At 47.5% G+C, this 20,618-nt stretch carries 21 protein-coding genes; 3 read left to right on the forward strand and 18 right to left on the reverse strand.

Features of this window, described 5'->3' with window-relative positions; translation table 11 throughout:
• Positions 1–23 precede the first annotated feature (23 nt).
• Together recU and AB447_RS02930 are read left to right on the forward strand one after the other, a co-directional pair.
• A complete protein-coding gene (gene recU, locus AB447_RS02925) occupies positions 24–620 on the forward strand; it encodes a Holliday junction resolvase RecU (protein ID WP_048356450.1) in 597 nt (198 codons plus the stop codon).
• Between the two features lie 57 nt (positions 621–677).
• Complete coding sequence (locus AB447_RS02930; RefSeq protein WP_057957428.1) at positions 678–3,335, forward strand: PBP1A family penicillin-binding protein; 2,658 nt, start codon at positions 678–680, stop codon at positions 3,333–3,335.
• A gap of 32 nt (positions 3,336–3,367) precedes the next feature.
• Here AB447_RS02930 and AB447_RS02935 read toward each other — a convergent pair whose 3' ends face one another.
• The 18 genes from AB447_RS02935 to AB447_RS03015 form a co-directional block, all read right to left on the reverse strand.
• Positions 3,368–3,856, reverse strand: a complete 489-nt coding sequence (locus AB447_RS02935) for a YpoC family protein (RefSeq protein ID WP_048356449.1) — start codon at positions 3,854–3,856, stop codon at positions 3,368–3,370.
• Positions 3,853–4,515, reverse strand: coding sequence for an endonuclease III (gene nth / locus AB447_RS02940; protein WP_048356448.1), 663 nt, complete (start codon positions 4,513–4,515; stop codon positions 3,853–3,855). Before nth ends, AB447_RS02935 begins: the two co-directional genes overlap by 4 nt.
• Positions 4,516–4,532: 17 nt before the next feature.
• A complete protein-coding gene (locus AB447_RS02945; RefSeq protein WP_048356447.1) occupies positions 4,533–5,228 on the reverse strand; it encodes a DnaD domain-containing protein in 696 nt (231 codons plus the stop codon).
• Positions 5,229–5,301: 73 nt separating this feature from the next.
• Positions 5,302–6,594, reverse strand: a complete 1,293-nt coding sequence (asnS, locus tag AB447_RS02950) for an asparagine--tRNA ligase (RefSeq protein ID WP_048356446.1) — start codon at positions 6,592–6,594, stop codon at positions 5,302–5,304.
• Positions 6,595–6,730: 136 nt separating this feature from the next.
• On the reverse strand, positions 6,731–7,915 hold the full coding sequence (locus tag AB447_RS02955) for a pyridoxal phosphate-dependent aminotransferase (RefSeq protein ID WP_057957429.1): 1,185 nt from the start codon (positions 7,913–7,915) through the stop codon (positions 6,731–6,733).
• Between the two features lie 22 nt (positions 7,916–7,937).
• A complete protein-coding gene (gene tseB, locus AB447_RS02960; protein WP_048356445.1) occupies positions 7,938–8,423 on the reverse strand; it encodes a cell wall elongation/penicillin-binding protein regulator TseB in 486 nt (161 codons plus the stop codon).
• A 9-nt stretch (positions 8,424–8,432) separates the two neighbouring features.
• A complete protein-coding gene (locus tag AB447_RS24940; protein ID WP_082142440.1) occupies positions 8,433–8,603 on the reverse strand; it encodes a YpmA family protein in 171 nt (56 codons plus the stop codon).
• Positions 8,604–8,761: 158 nt separating this feature from the next.
• Positions 8,762–11,545, reverse strand: a complete 2,784-nt coding sequence (dinG, locus tag AB447_RS02965) for an ATP-dependent DNA helicase DinG (RefSeq protein WP_057957430.1) — start codon at positions 11,543–11,545, stop codon at positions 8,762–8,764.
• A 143-nt stretch (positions 11,546–11,688) separates the two neighbouring features.
• Positions 11,689–12,072, reverse strand: a complete 384-nt coding sequence (gene panD, locus AB447_RS02970) for an aspartate 1-decarboxylase (protein WP_006636376.1) — start codon at positions 12,070–12,072, stop codon at positions 11,689–11,691.
• Entirely contained in the window at positions 12,072–12,938 is an 867-nt protein-coding gene (gene panC / locus AB447_RS02975) for a pantoate--beta-alanine ligase (RefSeq protein ID WP_048356444.1), read from the reverse strand. Before panC ends, panD begins: the two co-directional genes overlap by 1 nt.
• A 2-nt stretch (positions 12,939–12,940) precedes the next feature.
• Complete coding sequence (gene panB, locus AB447_RS02980) at positions 12,941–13,774, reverse strand: 3-methyl-2-oxobutanoate hydroxymethyltransferase (RefSeq protein ID WP_048356458.1); 834 nt, start codon at positions 13,772–13,774, stop codon at positions 12,941–12,943.
• A 229-nt stretch (positions 13,775–14,003) separates the two neighbouring features.
• Positions 14,004–14,987 carry a biotin--[acetyl-CoA-carboxylase] ligase gene (locus AB447_RS02985; protein WP_048356443.1) on the reverse strand — a complete coding sequence of 328 codons (984 nt, stop codon included), beginning with the start codon at positions 14,985–14,987 and terminating at the stop codon, positions 14,004–14,006.
• Positions 14,972–16,165: a CCA tRNA nucleotidyltransferase gene (locus AB447_RS02990; RefSeq protein ID WP_048356442.1), complete on the reverse strand. Its 1,194-nt coding sequence runs from the start codon at positions 16,163–16,165 to the stop codon at positions 14,972–14,974. The genes AB447_RS02985 and AB447_RS02990 overlap by 16 nt, the downstream gene beginning before the upstream one ends.
• A 3-nt stretch (positions 16,166–16,168) precedes the next feature.
• Positions 16,169–17,305: an N-acetyl-alpha-D-glucosaminyl L-malate synthase BshA gene (gene bshA, locus AB447_RS02995; RefSeq protein ID WP_057957431.1), complete on the reverse strand. Its 1,137-nt coding sequence runs from the start codon at positions 17,303–17,305 to the stop codon at positions 16,169–16,171.
• Positions 17,305–18,012, reverse strand: a complete 708-nt coding sequence (gene bshB1, locus AB447_RS03000; protein ID WP_232517718.1) for a bacillithiol biosynthesis deacetylase BshB1 — start codon at positions 18,010–18,012, stop codon at positions 17,305–17,307. The genes bshA and bshB1 overlap by 1 nt, the downstream gene beginning before the upstream one ends.
• Complete coding sequence (gene mgsA, locus AB447_RS03005; protein ID WP_048352942.1) at positions 17,999–18,412, reverse strand: methylglyoxal synthase; 414 nt, start codon at positions 18,410–18,412, stop codon at positions 17,999–18,001. The genes bshB1 and mgsA overlap by 14 nt, the downstream gene beginning before the upstream one ends.
• Before the next feature lie 21 nt (positions 18,413–18,433).
• Positions 18,434–19,237, reverse strand: a complete 804-nt coding sequence (dapB, locus tag AB447_RS03010) for a 4-hydroxy-tetrahydrodipicolinate reductase (protein ID WP_048352941.1) — start codon at positions 19,235–19,237, stop codon at positions 18,434–18,436.
• Positions 19,238–19,248: 11 nt separating this feature from the next.
• Complete coding sequence (locus tag AB447_RS03015; protein ID WP_048352940.1) at positions 19,249–19,587, reverse strand: nucleotide pyrophosphohydrolase; 339 nt, start codon at positions 19,585–19,587, stop codon at positions 19,249–19,251.
• Positions 19,588–19,722: 135 nt separating this feature from the next.
• Here AB447_RS03015 and AB447_RS03020 point away from each other — a divergent pair, with 135 nt between their 5' ends.
• Entirely contained in the window at positions 19,723–20,595 is an 873-nt protein-coding gene (locus tag AB447_RS03020) for a YitT family protein (protein WP_048352939.1), read from the forward strand.
• The last annotated feature ends 23 nt before the right edge of the window (positions 20,596–20,618 follow it).

Genomic DNA, 20,618 nt, shown 5'->3' on the forward strand with positions numbered 1-20,618 from the left:
TTTCAAAAAGGAGGATGAAGAAAGTGATTCGTTATCCGAACGGCAAAACCTATCAGCCGAAACAAGCTGCCTCATCCTTAAAAAAGAAGCCGTCGTACAGCAATCGCGGGATGACCCTCGAAGACGATTTGAATGAAACGAATATATATTATCTGAATCATTCAATCGCGGTCATTCATAAAAAACCGACACCTGTGCAGATCGTTCATGTCGATTATCCGAAGCGAAGCGCAGCGGTCATTAAAGAAGCATATTTCAAGCAGTCGTCGACTACTGATTATAACGGGGTTTATAAAGGGCGCTACATCGATTTTGAAGCGAAAGAAACCAAAAGCAGGACGTCTTTCCCCTTGCAGAATTTCCACGATCACCAGATCGAGCATATGAAGCAGGTCGTGGCACAGGGCGGGATATGCTTTGTTATTATATCCGCATTCGGCGAGATTTATTTTTTGGAAGCGGAAAAATTATTTTATTTCTGGGAGAGAAAAAACCAAAACGGCAGAAAGTCGATCCGAAAAGACGAACTTGAAGAAGCCGGACACCCCATTTCACTTGGATACTCGCCAAGAATTGATTATATTAAAGTTATTGACCAGTTGTATTTTTCGCCATCATAATTTATGATTTTAAAGTCATGTGAGCGGAAAGGTTTAACTACGAAAGGTTGAGATGTTATGTCAGATCAATTTAAAAGCCGCCAGGAACGGCGAAGAGCCCAGCAGGGCAATAGCAGGTCTAATACTCATTCTAAACCCAAGAAAAAGAAGAAACCCGGACTATTTAAAAAGATTCTTTTATCCATTCTGATCATTGGCGTAATCGGCTTAATCGTCGGAGGCGTCACTTTTGCAGTCATGGTGTCAGACGCTCCGTCCCTTGATGAAGCGAAACTGAAAACGCCGTATTCATCCACCATTTATGATAAAAACGGGAAGAAAATCGCGGAGCTCGGTTCGGAAAAACGGAAGTACGTGTCGATTAAAGATATACCCGATAAAGTCAAAAACGCGTTCCTCGCCACAGAAGACGCCCGTTTTTACGATCACCACGGGGTTGACCCGATCCGCATAGGAGGAGCGCTTCTCGCTAACTTTGAAGGCGGATTCGGTTCAGAAGGCGGAAGTACGATCACACAGCAGGTCGTCAAAAACTCCCTTCTCTCGCATGAAAAAACGCTGAAGCGTAAAGTGCAGGAAGTATGGCTTTCCCTTCAGCTGGAACGAAAATATTCAAAAGACGAAATTCTTGAGATGTATTTGAACCGGATTTACTTCTCACCGCAAGCCTACGGTATCGGCAAAGCGGCGGAACAGTTCTACGGGGTTACCAACTTAAACGACTTGACGGTTGAGCAGGCTGCAACGCTTGCCGGAATGCCGCAAAGCCCGAACAACTACAACCCGATCAAACATCCGGAACAGGCTGAAAAAAGGCGGAATATCGTCTTAAGCCTGATGAACAAGCACGGCTTCCTGTCAGACGCAGATTATAGCAAAGCGAAAAAAGTATCTGTTAAAAAAGGACTTGTGTCTGCTAAGCAGTATGCTAAATCAAATTCAAATAAATACACTGCATTTATCGAAGATGCCGTAGAAGAAGTTGAATCAAAAGCAAACGTTAATCCTAACACAGACGGATTAAAAATTTACACGACGCTAGATACAGACGCTCAAGATTATTTAAATGAGCTCATGGACAAAAATTCTGGTCTGCTTACCGATAAAATGAAAGCCGGATTAACCCTGCTTGATACGAAAACCGGCGAAGTTCGTGCAGTTGGCGGCAATATGTCTCCCGGCGGTTGGAATTATGCGACTGCTACTAAACGCCAGCCGGGTTCAACGATCAAACCAATCCTTGACTACGGCCCTGTCATCGAAAATAAAAAATGGTCGACGTATGAGCAGATTAAAGATGAACCGTACACGTATTCTACTGGACAAGAAATTCATAACTATGACCTTAGATATAAAAATTGGATATCGATGCGGGAAGCGCTTGCCGATTCGCGGAACATCCCGGCTGTAAAAGCGTTCCAGGCTGCCGGCAAAGAAAACGTGGCAAATTTCGCAAATGGCCTTGGCCTTTCGATCGATAAAGATGATCTGTTAGAATCGTATGCGATTGGTGGTTTCGGAAAAGGCGTATCAACATTGCAAATGGCCGGAGCGTACAGCGCATTTGGAAACAATGGCTATTACAATGAGGCACATTTCGTTTCATCAGTTGAATTTAATGACGGTACGAAACTTGACTTGACGCCTGAATCGAAGGCTGCGATGAGTGATTATACCGCATTTATGATCACGGATATGCTGAAGACAGCCGTTCAGACAGGAACGGGAACTGCTGCACAGGTCCCTGGCGTCACTGTTGCGGGAAAAACGGGGACCACAAACTTTGAAGAATCTGATGTAAAAAAATACGGCCTCAATCCGAAAGGTGCGAGAGATTCGTGGTTTGTCGGCTATACGCCGCAATATACGGCAGCAGTCTGGACCGGTAAGGATGGTATGAACTCGCTTAATGTGAGCGAACAGCAAATCGCCAAACTCTTGTTTAAAAAGGTCATTGCCAAAGTTGACGACGGCAGCGGCTCGTTCAAAAAACCGGACAGCGTCGTGGAAGCGACCGTTGTGAAAGGCTCCAATCCGGCGGCGCTGGCGAGCAGCAGTACGCCTAGCGACAAAAAGACGACCGAGTATTTCGTAAAAGGGACCCAGCCGACGACCGTTTCAACACAATATGAGGAAAAAGAAGATGTAACAAAACCATCCGGCTTGAGCGCGGAGTATGATGAAGCTTCAAAAAGCATCAAACTGTCGTGGTCATACTCAGGCGATGATGAGGCCTCATTTAAAGTGAAACAGTCTGTCGACGGCGGAGGGTACACCGAGATCCAAAACAGCAGCGCCAAAGAAGCGGTCATACCGAATGCAAAAGAAGGATCCGTCTACAGGTTCCAAGTAACGGCGGTGACCGATGACGATGAAAGTGACCCGGCTTCTGTCACCCTGAAGGTCAACGCGGCCGGTGATGATGAAACGAAAGCCGACGATGACCAGCAAAATCAGGATGATCAGCAAAACAAAGATGATGAACAGACTACAGATGAAGACAAAAATAAGGATCAGCAAGATACCGGTGACGAAGATCAGTCGGATGATCAAAAGCAAACACCTGGCGATACGAACAAGGATAACCAAAATTCAGGCGATACAGATAAAGACAACAGTAATAAAGATAAAAATACCGATGATTCTTCTAATAACAAGAACAACGATAAGAATCAATCAAATTCGGGAAACGAAACAAATAACGACGGGACCTAATAATAAAACCCACTCACACATCGTGAGTGGGTTTATTTTTTCATTGCAGCATATTTATAATATTGCTTTTTCATTTCGGTAAATAGTTCATCAAGCTGGATAAAACAATGGTACTGTGTTGGCTTCTGCAAAATAAATTCGACCCGTTCCGTCCAGTTGATCGGCTTTACGGGGAAGTTTTTTCGAATGAGCGTCTCCCATTTGAGCGTCTCGACGGGCTCTCCCATCGTCCAATGGAAGGCTGCAATCAAATAGCAGACCCCTTTCAGCATCTCGTCCTGGCTGCATCTCGATTTTCTCGTTTGAAAAACGGGAAGAAGCCTTTCCTTCGTTTGCTCCCACATTTGAAAAAGAAGCGGAACCCATTCCGATTTCTCGTCCCACGGTTTAGGCGTCCCCTCTTCCGTAAAAAAATCGAAATAGAGCGGATTCTCCTTTAGCACGGCAAGCCTGTCACCGCTTTCCGGCTTCGTATTCCTCAGCGGTCGTTCATATTCAGATAAAAGCGAAACGCTTGTCACGGCAGCTTCACCAGTCCTTTTTTGTAGCGTTTTTGACCTTCGCGGCACAAAGAAAACAGCGGACATACTTCACATTTCGGCCGTTGCGCCTTGCAGTGGTAGCGGCCGAAAAAGATCAGTCTGTGGTGTGTCACAGACCATTCGGATTCCGGCACTTTTTTCATCAGCGCTTTTTCTACTTCTGTGACTGAATCCTTCCAGCGGCAGAAGCCAAGCCTTTTCGAAACCCTTTCCACATGGGTGTCGACGGCGATGGCCGGTACGCCGAATGCCACCGAGACGACGACATTGGCCGTTTTTCTCCCCACGCCGGGAAGCTTGACCAACTCATCCCTGTCCTTCGGCACTTCACCGCCGTATTCTTCAATCAGCATTTTGCAGAGCTTTTGAATGTTTTTCGCTTTATTTCGGTATAAGCCGATCGATCTGATGTCCTGCTGAAGCTCTTCCAGCGGCACCGCAAGGTAATCTTCCGGCTTTTTATATTTTTGAAACAGCGTTTTTGTCACTTTGTTGACCAAAGCATCCGTGCATTGGGCGGATAATGCGACAGCGATGACGAGTTCAAACGGATTGTCGTGAACCAGTTCGCATTCTGCATCAGGAAACATTTCGCCAATCGTTTCTAAACAAAACTCGATCTGTTTTTTCGTTAACATGTCTTCACCTTTTCACCTTAATGTTCAAGCCAATTGTAAAAAGGAACCTGTCTTTTATACTCCTTTTGCTCGCTTTGCCGGGGCGTCTTCCGCCGGAATTTTTGGCTGTAGCTGACGGCTTGTTCGATTGTTGTGATTCCGTTTTTCTTCCATTCAAAAAGAATGCGGTCAATGTAGCGGAAGTTTAATTTTCCCGACATGACGGCTTCTTTTAACGCCTGCTTGATCATCTGCACATCGTGGTGATCTTGATCAATCCAGATGGAGAGCGTCTCGCATTCCAGCGGAGATAAAGGCCGGGCAAACTCTTCTTCGAAAATCGTATACAGACTTTTTTGTTCGCCTTCTTGCTCTTCATCCTGTTTTTTCTTCTCCGCCATTTCGAGATAATCAAACAGTTTGCTCCACAAAGGCTCGAGCGAATATTTTTCAAATTTGATGCCGTCCTGGTCTTCGCATTCTTCTATATAGAGAAAGCCTTTTTGGATAAACATCCTCAGCATGTTCATACATTGTTCAGTCGCTATCGACATCGTTTTGCTCAATTCTTCAGGCGTCGGGAAAAAAGAGCCTTTTTCCAGATGCATTTTGATGTTTAACAGCAGCATGAACTCTGTTTCGTCAAGGCCAAGCCCTCTGTAATTCAAAAAGAGCAGATTCGGAATGCTGACAGATCCCATTTCCTGCATCTTAATAAATTGCTGTTTTTTCATTTGATACACCTCTTACCTTCCAGTATATCAGGATGACTGTGAAAAAGTCTCCTGTCATAGCAGGAGACTTTTTTTAAGGATATAAACGATTTAGCAGTCTTGGGAACGGAATCGTTTCACGTACGTGAGGCGATCCGCAGATCCAGGCAACCGTCCGCTCCAAACCGAGTCCGAAGCCTGAATGCGGAACAGAACCGTATTTTCTCAGCTCAGCATACCATTTATATGCATCAGATTCTAAGCCGTGCTCTTTCAGGCGCGCTTCAAGAAGCTCAAGATCATGGATCCTTTCTGAGCCGCCGATGATTTCGCCGTAGCCTTCAGGTGCGATCAAGTCTGCACAAAGGACGACTTCTTCCCTGTCAGGCGCAGGCTGCATGTAAAACGGCTTTAAAGATGTCGGATAATGCGTAATGAACACGGGTTTGTCATAGCTTTCGGCAATCGCCGTTTCATGAGGCGCCCCAAAATCGTCGCCCCATTCGATGTCATCAAAGCCTTTGTCTTTTAAGAACTGGATCGCTTCATCATACGTGATCCGCGGGAATGGCGCTTTGATCTGCTCAAGCTTCGACGTGTCCCTTCCGAGCGTTTTAAGCTCGATTTTGCAGTTTTCAAGAACGCTTTGTACGACAAAAGACACGTAATTTTCCTGCACTTCGAGGTTTTCATTGAATTCAACAAACGCCATTTCAGGCTCGATCATCCAAAACTCAATCAGATGGCGCTTCGTTTTTGATTTTTCCGCCCTGAAGGTCGGCCCGAAGGAAAAGACTTTTCCTAAAGCCATTGCAGCGGCTTCCATGTACAGCTGGCCGCTTTGCGACAAATAAGCGTCTTCATCAAAGTACTTCGTCGCAAACAGCTCTGTCGTTCCTTCTGGAGCGCTTCCCGTCAAAATCGGCGGATCGACTTTTACAAAGCCTTCTTTATTGAAAAATTCGTATGTAGCCCGAATGATTTCGTTTCGGATTTTCATTGTGGCATGCTGCCGTTTGGAACGAAGCCACAGATGCCTGTGATCCATTAAAAACTCTGTTCCGTGTTCTTTCGGCGTGATCGGATAGTCCTTTGCTTCGTGGATGACTTTAAGCGATGTCACGGCAAGCTCGTACCCGAGAGGAGAGCGTTCGTCCTCTTTCACGATGCCTGTTACATACAAAGACGTTTCCTGTGTGACCGTTTTCGCAATTTGGAAAATCTCTTCATCCACTTCCGCTTTAACGACAACACCCTGAATAAAGCCCGTCCCGTCGCGAAGCTGCAAAAATGCGATTTTACCGCTTGAACGTTTATTGGCAATCCAGGCTCCGATTGTCACTTCTTCACCAACATGTTTGAACACTTGGTTTATTGTTGTTTTCACTATCGTTTCCCTCCAAAACCAAGAAAAGGGTCATGCCCGTTTTCTCTCTGACATCCATAACTTATATTATACCTTTTTCCAACGGATAAGGTCAATGGCATCATAAAAAGCGCCCCGCGGGAGGACGCTTTTTATGTTATTTGCTGCGGTTTACCACAAAGCGGTGAATGCGTTTCACTGCTTCTTCCAACAGCGGAAGAGATGTTGCATATGACAGGCGGATATTGTCCGGCGCACCGAATCCGGAACCCGGGACAATCGCGACCTTTTCCTCTTCAAGAAGAGCTTCCGCAAATTCGTCAACGGTTTTATAGCCGCATGCTTCAGCCGCTTTTTTTGCGTTCGGGAACAGATAAAAAGCGCCTTCCGGCTTCAGGCAGGTCAGCCCCGGAATTTCCAGCAGCAGCTCATATACTTTGTTCAGGCGCTCTTCAAATGCCTTTTTCATCTCTTCAACAGGCTCCTGAGACCCGTTGTAAGCGGCGATGGCACCGTATTGAGCGACAGAAGTCGGGTTTGATGTGCTGTGGCTGGCAAGGTTGGTCATCGCTTTAATGATCGTTTCATGTCCTGCTGCATAGCCGATCCTCCAGCCGGTCATGCTGTGCGATTTTGAAACCCCGTTGATAATGACCGTCTGTTTTTTTAGCTCAGGGGAAAGCTGTGCGATCGACACGTGTTTTCCTCCGCCGTAAATCAGCTTTTCATAAATTTCATCTGACACGATTAAAATATCGTTGCGGAGACAAACGTCGCCAAGCGCTTTAAGCTCTTCTTCCGAATACATCATGCCGGTCGGATTGCTTGGAGAATTGATGATGACGGCTTTCGTTTTATCTGTCAGCGCTTGTTCAAGCTGTTCAGGAGAAATCTTGAAGCTGTTTTCCTCCAATCCTTCGACAAACACGGGGCGGCCTCCGGCAAGCTTGACCTGCTCAGGGTAGCTGACCCAGTATGGAGTCGGAATGATCACTTCATCTCCCTCATCAAGCAATACTTGAAACAGGGTGTAAAGAGCGTGCTTCGCACCTGTACATACAATAATTTCTGATTGGCTGTACTCAATGCCCTGATCGCGTTTGAATTTTTCGGCGATGCTTTCTTTCAGCGCAGCAAGCCCTCCTGAAGGCGTATATTTCGTGTGGCCTTCATTCATGGAGCGGACGGCCGCTTCGATGATGTGCTCCGGCGTGTTGAAATCCGGCTCTCCGGCACCAAGGCCGATCACATCGTGCCCTGCCGCTTTTAATTCTTTTGCTTTTGCTGTGATTGCCAATGTTGCTGACGGTGTTAATGCTGATACTCTTTTCGCTAGATTCAACTTGGTTTCCCCCTGTATCGACTTATGGCGTTATCGTTTTGTGAATTTTTCCATTTATAAAGTCCACATAACTTAAACTGTATTGCCCATCTTTATTTAAGTATGAAACTTCCCACAACAGAACATTTCCTTCCCTTGCCAGATGAACCTGCTTCAGGTCGGACACAAGACCTCCATTTTCAACCGCTTTGGCGGCCTGGCGGCTTGAAATGCCATCCGACGCTTTTTTGAAGATCGTCTTCTGCTTTTTGTCGGCAGGCACCCACACGTACATTTTTTCGCCCTTTTGGTTTTTTCCTTCCACAATGTACTGCTTCTCTTTGCCGACAAACGTTTCGACGGAATCAACTTCCTTTAAATCGGCCTTCTCTTTTGCGAGGGCTGCCGCTTCCGGATGACCGCTCTCTTTCTGGCTCATTGCTGTCCGGTATACGTTCGCCCCTGCAAGAATCGCTGTTAAAAAAATAATACCAAATATCAGAATGAAAATTAAAGTTTTTTTGCCCATTTTTATCCCCTACGTTCGATAAATAGTGAAAACTGCCTGTTTCTGATCTTCTTCATCAAGGGCAAGACCGAACATTAAATCGTTGCGCTTAAGCGTCCGGTTTAACAAATCGACGATTTTATAAAGATCTTCCGAATGTTCAACAGTCACGGTAGAAAGAATTTCGATTTTGCTATCCATTATCAAATACCTCCGCACGAAACAATAATTGTAATTCATACTCTGTCTGCCATAAGCCATAATAGTTGTTACAACGGATAAACCGTTTATATAAACAGCCAAAAATAAAACCTTAATCCACACCATGTGAAGAGCCGCTTGATGCGGCTTTTTATGCATTAAAGCCTTGAAATATAAGCTTTTAATCCCGATAAATCCGGCTCTTCAACAGAAGCAGGGGGCAAAGCCTTCATAAACACCCTTCCGTAGGATGAAGTGCGAATCCGGCGATCGAGAATCACGACCATGCCGCTGTCCTCTCGCGAACGCAAAAGCCTGCCGATTCCCTGTCTGAAGGTTAAAACGGCTTCAGGAAGCGAGACGGCCTGAAACGGGCTTTCCCCTTTTTGTTTCGCTCTTTCGCACTTGGCTGATTCAACAGGATGATCTGGCGGCTTGAAAGGGAGTCTTGCAATGACCAGCGTTGTCAGTTCGTCCCCCGGAAAGTCGACGCCTTCCCAAAAATGGTTCGTCCCGAGCAGGACCGCTTGCTGACAAGACTTAAACGACTTCATAATCTTGACGGGGCTTCCTCCGGATATACCCTGAGCCAAAAGCTGGCACTGAAGGTCATCATCGTCTTTCAGCAGCTGATACACATCGCGCAGCATGTCATGGGATGTAAACAGCACGAGCACCTTGGCATTCGGCTGCTGTGAAAGCGCCGTGATATATCGGGCCACATCTGCGGTATAGTCCTCAGGATGATCGTTTGTAATCGGGCTGATATCCGTCGGAATCATGATTTTCATACGCTTATCATAAGAGAAAGGCGATTCGATTTGCAAGGTTCTCGGATAAAAATCGCTTAACCCGAGCTTTTTGATCATATAGCTGAAAGAGTTTTCCACGACAAGCGTCGCAGAAGTGAGAACGACGCTCCTTTTCCGGGTGAAAAACCGGTCAGCCAGCAATTCGCCCGCATCCGGCGGCTGGGCATAAAAAGCGGCCGCATTTTTCGCCCCTTTTGCATCAATTTCAATCCAGACGACTTCATCGTCGGCGTGTTCAAAAAGCAAGCGCCTGAGCTTATTGCCGTACTCTTCAAGATAGGCCATGCACGATTGATATTCTTCAAGAAGAAATGCCTGGCGGCTTGTGAAAGATGCGCGTTTGCCGCTTAACTGTTCCTTTTGATCCAAAAACAGCTGATGCATATCATAAAGCATGGCGCACAGCCTTCTGGCGCCTTCTTCGAGACGGCTCCAAGCCCGGTTTTCACCGCCTGATCCAACCTTATAAAGCAGACGGTTGACATCCTTCTTTGGTTTCCTCCGTTTGACAAAAGCATGGACAGATGTGAAGAACATATCGCTTTCCTCAATGAGCCGGCCGAGCCATTCATCGATTTGGAAAAACGTTTCCGAAGAGATGTCGAATGAGCGGAACAGGCGTTCTGCTTTTTTCAGAAGGCCTCTCTGCTTTAAAGTGCCGAGCCGCATCAATTGTTTATGCAGCGAAACGTAATCGGCCCTTGCTCCAAACTGTTCGCCGGCGGCCCGTTCAAAGTGATGGGCTTCATCGATCACAAACGTATCCGCATGAGCTGTATGGATTCGCCGGTTGATTTCATCTGTCAAAAGAAGCGCATGGTTGGTGATGATCAGGTCGGCATTGTCCGCTTCTCTTTTTGCCCGCTCATAAAAACAGAGCTCTTTAAACGGGCGGGTTTTCTCATAGGAACGGTCATCAAGGGCGATTCGTTCCCATAGCAGCTTCCCGCCGGACGGCAGGTTGATTTCGGATAAGTCGCCGGTCTGTGTATCCGTCAGCCAGACGAGAATTTGCGCCTTTGCCAGGACGGCATCATAATTATCGTCATCTTCCTGCAAAATCTGCTCGAATTTATGGATACATAAATAATGGGACCGCCCTTTCAGCACAGCGGCTTTGACCGAAAACGGCACGGCCTGCTGCATAAGCGGGATATCATGTTGCAAAATCTGCTGCTGGAGCAATGTCGTATACGTGCTGATAACAACCGGCTTTTCGGTTTGTTTGGCATAAACGGCGGCAGGCACGAGGTATCCAAGCGTCTTCCCGATCCCTGTCGCCGCTTCGATCAGGGCATGTTCGTGATTCGTAAACGCCGTCCAGACCTCTTTCATCATTTTTGTTTGCCCTTCTCTTTTTTCAAATCGCGGCAAAGAAGAGAGGCCTGAGCCATCCTCCCAAATATGTGTTTCACGAGGTGGGAAAGTCTCTTTTTCAGGCTCTTCAGGCGCAGTCTCAGGCGCTTTTATAACAAATGAACCGACTTTTATATACCCTTCTTCAAGCTCTGCGCGGCCGTCCTTTTCGACGATCAAACCGTCAAACAGCTCCTGAGCATCGCTGATCAGGTGCCACGATAGACGCCTGATCCCTTTCAGGACAGGGAGCGGCAGCCGCTTGAATCTGTCCATCATATGTAAGAAAATCATGGCGGTTACTTCTGCATCACTGTCTGCTCTGTGCGGATTTTCATGCTCGAGCTTCAGCTCTTCGCTCAGTTCTGTCAGCTTGTATCCGTCGAAGCGGGGATATGCGATTCTCGCCAGCTCCACCGTATCAAGCACATTGCATTCGAGCCCGCCGTAACCGGCCTGTTTCAATTCGTGTTTGACAAATCCGAGGTCGAAGTGAATGTTATGGGCTATAAAACAGCTCTCATTAAGAAGTTCAAATATATCTCCGGCGATCGCCGAAAACGGCTCTTCATTTTCCACCATCTCATTTGTGATTCCCGTCAGCTGTTCGATAAAAGCTGGAATGAGCTGGTTTGGATTCACATATTTGGAGAAACGTTCGGTAATTTGTCCATTTTCAATCACAACCGCTGCAATTTGAATAATTTTGTCGCCTTTTTTCGGCGAATTCCCTGTCGTTTCCACATCAATGACTACATATCGTTGATTGTTCATTCAATGGACACCTCAATTTTGATACGTTCAACAAAAGTGTAACACGTTTTTAGAAAGTACATGAAGACAGCGGCTGAAAAAAACACGCCTCCTTTAAAAACCTTCTTCCTAAAACGGCATGAAAGCCCCCAGCGCTGGGGGCTTTACAGAATGGTACGGGCCGGCTCAAACCCAAGCATTTGCTCAATTTCGTTCTTCTCGTTCAAAACGGCCACTTTCGGCTTGTGGTGCTTCGCCTCTTCTTCCGTCATCATCGCGTAGGACACAATGATGACGACATCTCCTTTTTGAACGAGCCGGGCGGCTGCGCCATTCAGGCAAATGACGCCGCTCCCCCTTTCACCGGGAATGATGTAGGTTTCCAGCCGGGCGCCGTTATTATTATTTACAATTTGTACTTTTTCATTTGCCATCATTCCGACGGCATCCAATAAATCTTCATCTATCGTGACGCTGCCGACGTAGTTCAAGTTGGCTTCCGTCACCCTCGCTCTGTGAAGCTTGGCGCTCATTAACGTCCGGTACATCATTCATCCTCCTTTTGATCGTCCGGGATTTCGATGATGATATTATCAATTAAGCGGGCTTTAGAGAATTTTACGGCTACCGCTATAATGAATTTCCCGCTCAGCGTCTTTAGGCTCTTCAGTTCCGGATATGAGTAAATCTCCGCATAATCGATGACACCGCTCGTTTTTTCCAATATCCCGCGAATTTCCTTTTTCACGACCTCCGGATTGCGCTCGCCCTCTGAAACGCGCCGGGCGCCATGCCGGAGCGCCTTGTATAAAGCTGTCGCTTCTTTCCGCTCGCTCTGTGTCAGATAAACATTCCGCGAGCTTTTCGCAATTCCGTCTTCTTCCCGCACCGTATCAACGGGAACAAGCTCAATGTCCATGAAGAAATCATCGATCAAGCCGTCGACAACAGCGACCTGCTGCGCATCTTTCATTCCAAAATAAACCCTCGTCGGAGACGCGAGATTGAACAGCTTCGTCAGGACGGTTGCGACACCGTCAAAATGTCCTTGTCTTGAACGGCCGCACAGAACGTCGGTCCTTTTTTTGACACTGGCGATAACCGTCGACTCAGCTTTGTACATTTCTTCGGGAGCGGGAGTGAACAAAACATCCACTCCTCCCTCCTCCGCCAGCTTCCGGTCTCTTTCGATATCTCTGGGATATGCTTCATAGTCTTCCCCCGGACCGAATTGAAGGGGATTGACAAAAATGCTCATCACGACGATATCATTGTCTTTTCGCGCCTTTTTCACAAGCGACATATGCCCTTCGTGAAGAAATCCCATCGTCGGCACGAATCCGATCGATTTTCCTTCTTTTTGATATGTGTTTGTTATCGTTTGAATTTCTTTTGCTGTATGGATCTCAATCATGATTATTTTCCTCCGTATAGCCCTTCCAGCACTTCTTGATCAATATGGAAGGAATGAGCATCTTCCGGAAAGGCGCGGTTTCTCACATCTTGCACATATCCGGTAAGCGCCGCTTCGATCGGCGGGTCGATTTGCGCGTATTGTTTAACAAATTTCGGCGTCCGGCTGACTCCGTGCCCGACGACATCATGGTAGACGAGAACCTGTCCGTCTGTGTAGACGCCGGCTCCGATGCCGATGACCGGAATCGTCAGTTCTTTTGAAATCCGTTCCGCGAGTTTGGCTGGAACGCATTCAAGCACGAGGGCAATCGCACCTGCTTCTTCACAGCGCCTGCTGTCTTCGATCAGTTTTTTCGCGCTTTCTTCGTCTTTTCCCTGTACTTTATAGCCCCCAAGGACACCGACAGACTGCGGAGTCAAGCCTAAATGACTGACCACAGGTATTCCGCCCCTTGTTAAGGCTGTAATCGTTTCAAACACACCGTCTCCGCCTTCGAGCTTCAACGCGTCCGCACCGCTTTCCTGAACGATTTTCATCGCGTTTTTGAGCGCGTCTTCCTGTGAGCAGTGATAGGACATAAACGGCATGTCTGTGACGACAAATGTATGTTTCGCACCCCGTTTTACGGCCTTTGTGTGGTGGATCATGTCTGCGACGGTAACCGATACGGTCGAGTCAAGGCCGAGGACGACCATTCCGAGAGAATCGCCGACAAGGATCATGTCCACTCCGGCTTGCTCGGCCAGCTTTGCTGCCGGATAGTCATAGGCCGTCAGCATGACGATCGGCTCTCCGTCCTGTTTCATTTTCAAAAAATCAAGCTTTGTCTTCATGTGTTTCTCCTCCTCTTTTTCAGAGGAGATGAGCTGCCTTTTTTTCGGACAGTAAAAAAATCTTCCGCGAAGAAGATTTTGCATCGTCCGTCATCGGCAAGAATCATCCCTCTGTCCCAGTCCTTTTTGGATCAAGGCAGACTGTTTATTTACAAAACATCGTTTTCAGGTGCAGTTCCAGCGGATACTGCCCAATCGAAGTATACCAAAAACGCCGTGTCCGTTCCAACTATGACGGACTAATTTCGATATCTGCGGAATAGATTTTTTTGATTCCGTCGCTCGTTTCCAGGAGCAGCACGCCTTCGTCATCGATTCCGAGCGCTTTGCCCCGGAACGTTCCGGAAAGCGTCCGCGCGGTCAATTCGCGATAGAGAGTCAGCGCATAGCTTTCCCATAAAAGCTTGATCGGCCGGAAACCGTGCGTGATGTAATCGCGGTACCTTTTTTCAAAGGTTAACAGGATCGTCTGAATGAGAGCCGCCCTGTCGATTTTTTCGCCGCTCGCCAAGCGAAGGCTTGTGGCCGTCTCCTTTAGCTCGTTTGGAAAATCGTCAGCTAGCTGATTGACGTTAATGCCCGTTCCGACGATGACGGAATGGACCTGATCGGCTTCCGCCTGCAATTCGGTTAAGATCCCGACCGTTTTTTTGCCGTTGATTAAAATGTCGTTCGGCCATTTAATTTCCGCGGCGATCCCTGTTTGTTCCTCGATCGCCTGGACGATCGCCACGGCGGTCAAAAGGGTCAATTGCGGCGTTTTTTGGACGGGAATCTCCGGCCGCAAAATGAGGCTCATCCAGATTCCGTTTCCTTCAGGAGAGTGCCACGCTCTCGACATTCTCCCTCTTCCTTCCGTCTGCTTATCGGCTACGACGATCGTCCCTTCCGGCGCACCGTTATTCGCCAGTTCATGGGCGATTTTTTGCGTCGATGACACGACATCCTGAAAATAAATCGTTTGACCCATTTTTTCCGTTTTTAAGCCGAGCCTGATTTCATTTTCAGTGATCTTATCCGGCTTTTTTTTCATTTTATAGCCGAGCTTTCTGACGGCTTCAAGCTCATAACCCGATTTTCTCAGCTCCTCAATATGCTTCCAGACCGCCGTTCTGGAACATCCGAGCTCTTCGCTGATTTTCTGGCCTGAGATGAATTCTCCGTCAGCTTCTGTAAACAATTGAATGAGTTTTTTTCTTAAGTTTGATTGCATTCGTTCAGCCACTCCTCTATGGCTTTTTTTTGATTGGCGAGCTCCCCCATTAAAACGGCGTGTTCAATCCGTTTTAAATCTTCGGAAACCCATTTGCCCGGCGGCTTGTTTCTCATTTGGAGAAGGTCCCCGCCCGTAACGGCAAGGTCTTTCAAGCTTTTGATCGGAAGCTCAGAATATGCCTGCCGTATTTCGGCCAAACGCCTTTCATCGATTTGCCCCGCCTTCTTCAGCATGTGAATCGCGCACGCCGAAAGAAGCGTTTCTTCGCCGGCCTCGTACATGGAGAGCCTGTCCCATTTTTGATTGATGCGGCTCCCGACTTCCACTGCCTGCTTGATGACTTTGCCCGGCAGCTTCCACGCTTTCAAAAAAGCGTGGGATCGGGCGTCGTCAATCGACATCATGGAGAGAAAAGCCGCCCAGATGTCCGCTCTTTTTTCCAGCTTATAAAAAGGAAAAACACCGGCAGACCGGACGCCGTCCTGTTTGCCGTCCAATCCGGGCAGTTCCTTATACAGGCCTGTGTCGGCCGCCGCGGCAAGCGCCGGGCCAGCCGCTTTTCCTTTTAATAGCTTTTCAAATTCTGCCGTTTTTCGCTCTGTTGAAATATGCGCCAGCAGATGACTGTTTTCACAAATCGCCGCTTTTGTCTTTTCCGAAAGCGTAAATTCTAGCTGGCTCATAAACCGGAGCGCCCGCAGCATGCGGAGCGCGTCTTCGTGAAAGCGCTCCGCAGGATCGCCGACCGTCTGAATGACCTTTTCTTTTATATCAGAAAGACCGCCGAAATAATCGATCAGCCTGCCGCTTTCATCCATCGCCATAGCGTTGATCGTTAAGTCGCGGCGTTTGAGATCTTCCTTGAGAGATTTGATAAATTGAACACCGCTCGGCCTTCTGTAATCCTCGTATTCGAGTTCGGAACGAAACGTCGTCACTTCATAAGACTCGCCACTCAGCAAAACGATGATCGTTCCGTGCTCTTTTCCGACATCGATCGTTTTCGGAAAAATGCTCTCGATTTCCTCCGGCGGCGCATCCGTTGCGATATCGACGTCCCCGACCGGACGATTCATGTGTGTATCCCTGACGGCCCCGCCGACGAAATAAGCCTGCCAGCCGTGTTTTTTCAGCTTATGAAGGAGGGGGAGAGCCTTTACAAAGAGATCCTCCATTGCTCACACTTCCAGTTCTATTAATTGATTGTAAATATCCTCATACTGGCCGATGATACTGCAGGAAGAAAACCGGTCCCTGATGTTTCTCAGCGCCGCTTCCGCAAAGCTCGAATGCAAAGCGTCATCCGTTAATAAACGGAGCGCTTTTTCGGCTGCAGCATCGACGTCGCCTATATTGACCAAAAAGCCGGAAACTCCGTCTTCTATCACTTCCGGGATGCCTCCGATGTTCGTTCCGATGCAAGGAACGCCGCAGGCCATCGCTTCAAGAAGAACAAGGCCGAAGCTTTCCTTTTGCGATAAAAGAAGCTTCAAATCGCTGATCGCGTATAGCTCCTCCACGTTGTCCTGCTTGCCTAAGAAGAGAACGTTGTCCCCTAAGCCAAGCTGTCTGACAAGCTGACAGATGACGGTCATTTCCGGACCGTCGCCTACGAGAAGGAGCTTTGCTTTCATCCGCTTGACGATTCGGCTGAATACATGAATGACATCCTCCACGCGTTTGACTTGTCTGAAATTCGACACATGGATGATCACTTTTTCATCAGGCGAAATGCCGTACTGCTCTTTTAATACATGATGATCGTGCTTTACGTAAACCCGCTCATCAACAAAATTGTAGATCGTTTCTATTTTTTTGTCCGGTTTAATTAAATCATACGTCTGAGACGCGAGTGCGGATGATACAGCCGTCACGCGGTCCGACGATTCAATGGCGAATTTGATCAGGTCCTGTAAAGACGGGTCATACCCGAGCACCGTAATATCGGTGCCATGAAGCGTCGTGACCGTTTTGATGTTTCCGCCCAGCATCTGCTTGGCTAAAAAAGCCGAAACCGCATGCGGGACAGCGTAATGGGCATGCAAAATATCGAGCTGCTCCCGCTTTGCCACTTCCGCCATTTTGCTGGCCAATGCCAAATCGTAAGGCGGGTACTTAAAGACGGCATATTGATTGACTTGCACCTCGTGAAAATAAATGTTGGAATATACTTTATTCAGTCTGTACGGGACACTTGATGTTATAAAATGAATTTCATGCCCTCTTTCCGCGAGCAGCTTGCCGAGTTCGGTCGCGATGATTCCCGATCCGCCGACACTCGGATAACACGTGATTCCGATTTTTAGTTTTTTCATCATCCGCCCCCAAATAAATCATTGTTTAACACAAGCGTCCGCTTCGAAAAAAACCCTTCCGCATATGCGACGCCTGCTTCTTTCCCGAGAAGTTTTTCCCGCGCTTCAACAGTCTCAATATACCCGTTCGTCAGCGGCGTTTCCACCGATTGCCCAGACCGGGTAAACTGGCTCCTGTATGCTCTGAGACTCGCTATTTTCTTTTCCATTGTATCGGAAATATCGATTACAAATTCAGGTTTATGAAAGCCGTTTATCATATAGTAATACATATTTTTCACTTTATGAGCCGGCTGATTGTTTCCATCTTGATATTTATGTATTCCGGCGGAAAAAACCGCCTCTTCGACGATTTCCGCCGCGTGTCCGTGATCCGGGTGCCGATCTTTTTGATAAGGTACAAACACGAGCTTCGGCTTATACGCCCGAATGACGGTTACAGCTTCCCGGATCGCCTCCTCGTTCAAAAACAGGCCGCGGTCCGGGAGCGCGAGGGAGATGCGCGGGCTGACGCCTAAAATGTCCGCTGCCAGCGCCGCTTCGCTTTTTCTCGTTTCGACCGTTCCGTTCGATGACAGTTCAGCCCTTGTTAAATCGCAAATGCCGATCCGGAACCCTTTTTCCGCGTATTTCGCAATGGTTCCTCCCATGCCGATTTCCACATCATCGCTATGAGCGCCAAAAGCAAGTATATCAAGCATCACGATCCCCGCCGTGAACGAGATTTCTAAATTCAAAGGCTCCTTTTTCAAGCGAGCGGATCAAAATCTCAGCAGTCCCCATATTGGTCGCAAGCGGGATTGAGTAGACATCAGACAGACGGATTAATGCGGAAACGTCAGGTTCATGCGGCTGAGCCGTCAGCGGATCTCTTAAAAAGATGACAAGGTCGATTTCGTTTTTCGCAATCAGCGCGCCGATCTGCTGATCTCCGCCGAGCGGCCCCGATTGAAATCGGACGATGGACAGGCCGGTTGCTTCCGTGATTTTTAATCCGGTCGTCCCCGTCGCAAACAGTTCGTGCTTTTTTAAAATGTTTTGATACGCGGTCACAAGCTGAATCATATCCTGTTTTTTACGGTCATGGGCGATTAAAGCGATTTTCAAAGCGATTTCCCCCTTTTGTCATTAATCGATGATATTTTCAAGGCCGTAGACAAGCTGATCGATTTTCATCACTTGTTCAACAGCCAGTTTCACACCTGACATGAAAGATGCACGGTTATATGAATCATGCCGGATTTTCAGCGTTTGTCCGTCTCCGCCGAACAGCACTTCCTGATGGGCAATCAATCCCGGCAAGCGGACGCTGTGCAGACGGATTCCGTTTTGTTCTGCTCCTCTTGCTCCCGGCAAAATCTCTTTTTCATCAGGGTGTCCCTGCTGTTTTGCTTCCCGGACTGCCGAGATCATTTCCGCCGTTTTCAACGCTGTGCCGCTCGGGGCGTCAAGCTTTTGATCGTGATGCTGTTCAATGATTTCCACATCGGTAAAATAGTTGGCCGCCATCTGCGAAAATTTCATCATCAGGACGGCTCCCAGCGCAAAGTTTGGCGCAATGATTGCGCCGATTCCTTTTTCGTCTGTGAGCTGCATCAGTTCATCGAGATCGCTTTCTGAAAATCCTGTTGTCCCGACAACCGGACGGACTCCGTGCTCCAAGGCGATTTTCGTATGTAATTTACCGATTTCAGGCGTTGTCAAATCAATCAGAACGTCCGGAGCCGTTTCTGAAAAGCATTCGTGTATGTCCGTATAAATCACCGCATTTGAGCCGCACGGCAAAACTTCAGACAGTTTCTTCCCGTTATATGTACGGTCAATCGCCCCGACGAGTTCGAAGTGAGCGGTATCCTCGACAAGCTTGACCGCTTCCGTCCCCATTCTTCCGCGGGGGCCGGCTATGGCAATTTTGATCGTTTGTTTTGGCATGTGAATCTCCTCTACTTTCCTTCTTCTTTTCTTGTCCAGCGGTCTTTGTCACGGGTGTTGAATTTCTCCATGACCATATCATGCGCTTCATCTAATGATATATGAAGTGAATTGGCTAAACAAACTAAAACAAATAAAACGTCGCCGATTTCCTCTTCGATCTTTTTTTCGGCTTCGGTTTTTTTCTTCGGCTTTTCCCCGTAATGATGATTGATTTCCCGCGCCAGTTCGCCGAGTTCCTCCGTCAGCCTGGCCATCATCGCAAGCGGGCTGAAATAGCCTTCTTTAAATTGGCCGATATATTCATCAACCTCTCGCTGTATATCTTTCACCGTTTTTTCCTGAGTCATTTGGCAAAACCTCCTGTCATCTCTTACATGTTAGCGAATTCAAACAAGTTTGACAAATGTTTGAGACGGGTTTGCTGTTTTAAATGGGATACACTATAATATTAACGCCAGCTTATGGAAGGAAAGGGGATTTTTATGTTCGGAGAGATCAGAATGAAAAATGTTTTGTTTATCTTGGCAGGCGCCGCTGTCTTTTCGTTTGGACTTGTTCATTTTAATATGCAAAACAATTTGTCGGAAGGCGGTTTTACCGGAATCACCCTGCTCCTGTATTTCCTGTTTAAGATCGACCCTTCCATTTCCAACCTGGTATTAAACATTCCGGTCTTTATCATCGGCTGGAGGCTGCTCGGAAGAACGGTTTTTGCGTATTCGATCATCGGAACCGTCAGTCTGTCCGTGTTTTTATGGATTTTCCAGCGCTACCAGATCCATATGCCGCTGAAGCACGATCTTGCGCTTGCAGCGCTGTTTGCCGGCGTTTTTATCGGCACCGGGCTCGGAATCATCTTTAGATACGGAGGTACGACAGGCGGCGTTGATATCATCGTCCGACTCGTCAATAAATATTTCCATACCCCCATGGGCAAAGTCATGTTTGTATTTGACGCCTGCGTCATTACGCTTTCGCTTATTTTTTACCTTTCCTATAAAGAAGCGATGTACACGCTCGTCGCCGTATTTGTCGCCTCAAAAGTGATTGACTTCATGCAGGAAGGCGGGTACGCCGCAAAAGGAGCGACCATCATTTCCGAAAAGAACGAGCAGATCCAGCGGAAAATAATCGAAGAAATGGAACGCGGAGTCACCGTTTTAAAAGGGCAAGGGTCCTATACGAAAGCGGAGCGCGATGTGTTATATTGCGTCGTCCCGAAAAATGAAGTGGTCCTTTTAAAAAATGTGATCACATCCGTCGATCCCCATGCATTTGTTGCGGTAAGCGATGTTCACGATGTATTGGGAGAAGGATTTACGCTTGACGAAAATAAAAATCCCATTTCCCGCTGAACCATCAAACAAAAAGAAGCCTG

The organism is Bacillus glycinifermentans (assembly GCF_001042475.2).
GTDB lineage: Bacteria > Bacillota > Bacilli > Bacillales > Bacillaceae > Bacillus > Bacillus glycinifermentans.

What these genes read in the sequence shown, in the direction of transcription:
- AB447_RS02945 (WP_048356447.1), bottom strand. Translation starts at nt 5,228, where the DNA reads ATGAAAAAACAGCAATTTATTAAGATGCAGGAAATGGGATCTGTCAGC.
- AB447_RS24940 (WP_082142440.1), bottom strand. Translation starts at nt 8,603, where the DNA reads ATGGATAGCAAAATCGAAATTCTTTCTACCGTGACTGTTGAACATTCG.
- panD (WP_006636376.1), bottom strand. Translation starts at nt 12,072, where the DNA reads ATGTACCGGACGTTAATGAGCGCCAAGCTTCACAGAGCGAGGGTGACG.
- bshA (WP_057957431.1), bottom strand. Translation starts at nt 17,305, where the DNA reads ATGAAAAAACTAAAAATCGGAATCACGTGTTATCCGAGTGTCGGCGGA.
- AB447_RS02985 (WP_048356443.1), bottom strand. Translation starts at nt 14,987, where the DNA reads ATGCAATCAAACTTAAGAAAAAAACTCATTCAATTGTTTACAGAAGCT.
- panB (WP_048356458.1), bottom strand. Translation starts at nt 13,774, where the DNA reads ATGAAGACAAAGCTTGATTTTTTGAAAATGAAACAGGACGGAGAGCCG.
- panC (WP_048356444.1), bottom strand. Translation starts at nt 12,938, where the DNA reads ATGATTGAGATCCATACAGCAAAAGAAATTCAAACGATAACAAACACA.
- AB447_RS02930 (WP_057957428.1), top strand. Translation starts at nt 678, where the DNA reads ATGTCAGATCAATTTAAAAGCCGCCAGGAACGGCGAAGAGCCCAGCAG.
- AB447_RS02990 (WP_048356442.1), bottom strand. Translation starts at nt 16,165, where the DNA reads ATGGAGGATCTCTTTGTAAAGGCTCTCCCCCTCCTTCATAAGCTGAAA.
- dinG (WP_057957430.1), bottom strand. Translation starts at nt 11,545, where the DNA reads ATGAACAATCAACGATATGTAGTCATTGATGTGGAAACGACAGGGAAT.
- tseB (WP_048356445.1), bottom strand. Translation starts at nt 8,423, where the DNA reads ATGGGCAAAAAAACTTTAATTTTCATTCTGATATTTGGTATTATTTTT.
- dapB (WP_048352941.1), bottom strand. Translation starts at nt 19,237, where the DNA reads ATGCCAAAACAAACGATCAAAATTGCCATAGCCGGCCCCCGCGGAAGA.
- nth (WP_048356448.1), bottom strand. Translation starts at nt 4,515, where the DNA reads ATGTTAACGAAAAAACAGATCGAGTTTTGTTTAGAAACGATTGGCGAA.
- AB447_RS03020 (WP_048352939.1), top strand. Translation starts at nt 19,723, where the DNA reads ATGTTCGGAGAGATCAGAATGAAAAATGTTTTGTTTATCTTGGCAGGC.
- AB447_RS03015 (WP_048352940.1), bottom strand. Translation starts at nt 19,587, where the DNA reads ATGACTCAGGAAAAAACGGTGAAAGATATACAGCGAGAGGTTGATGAA.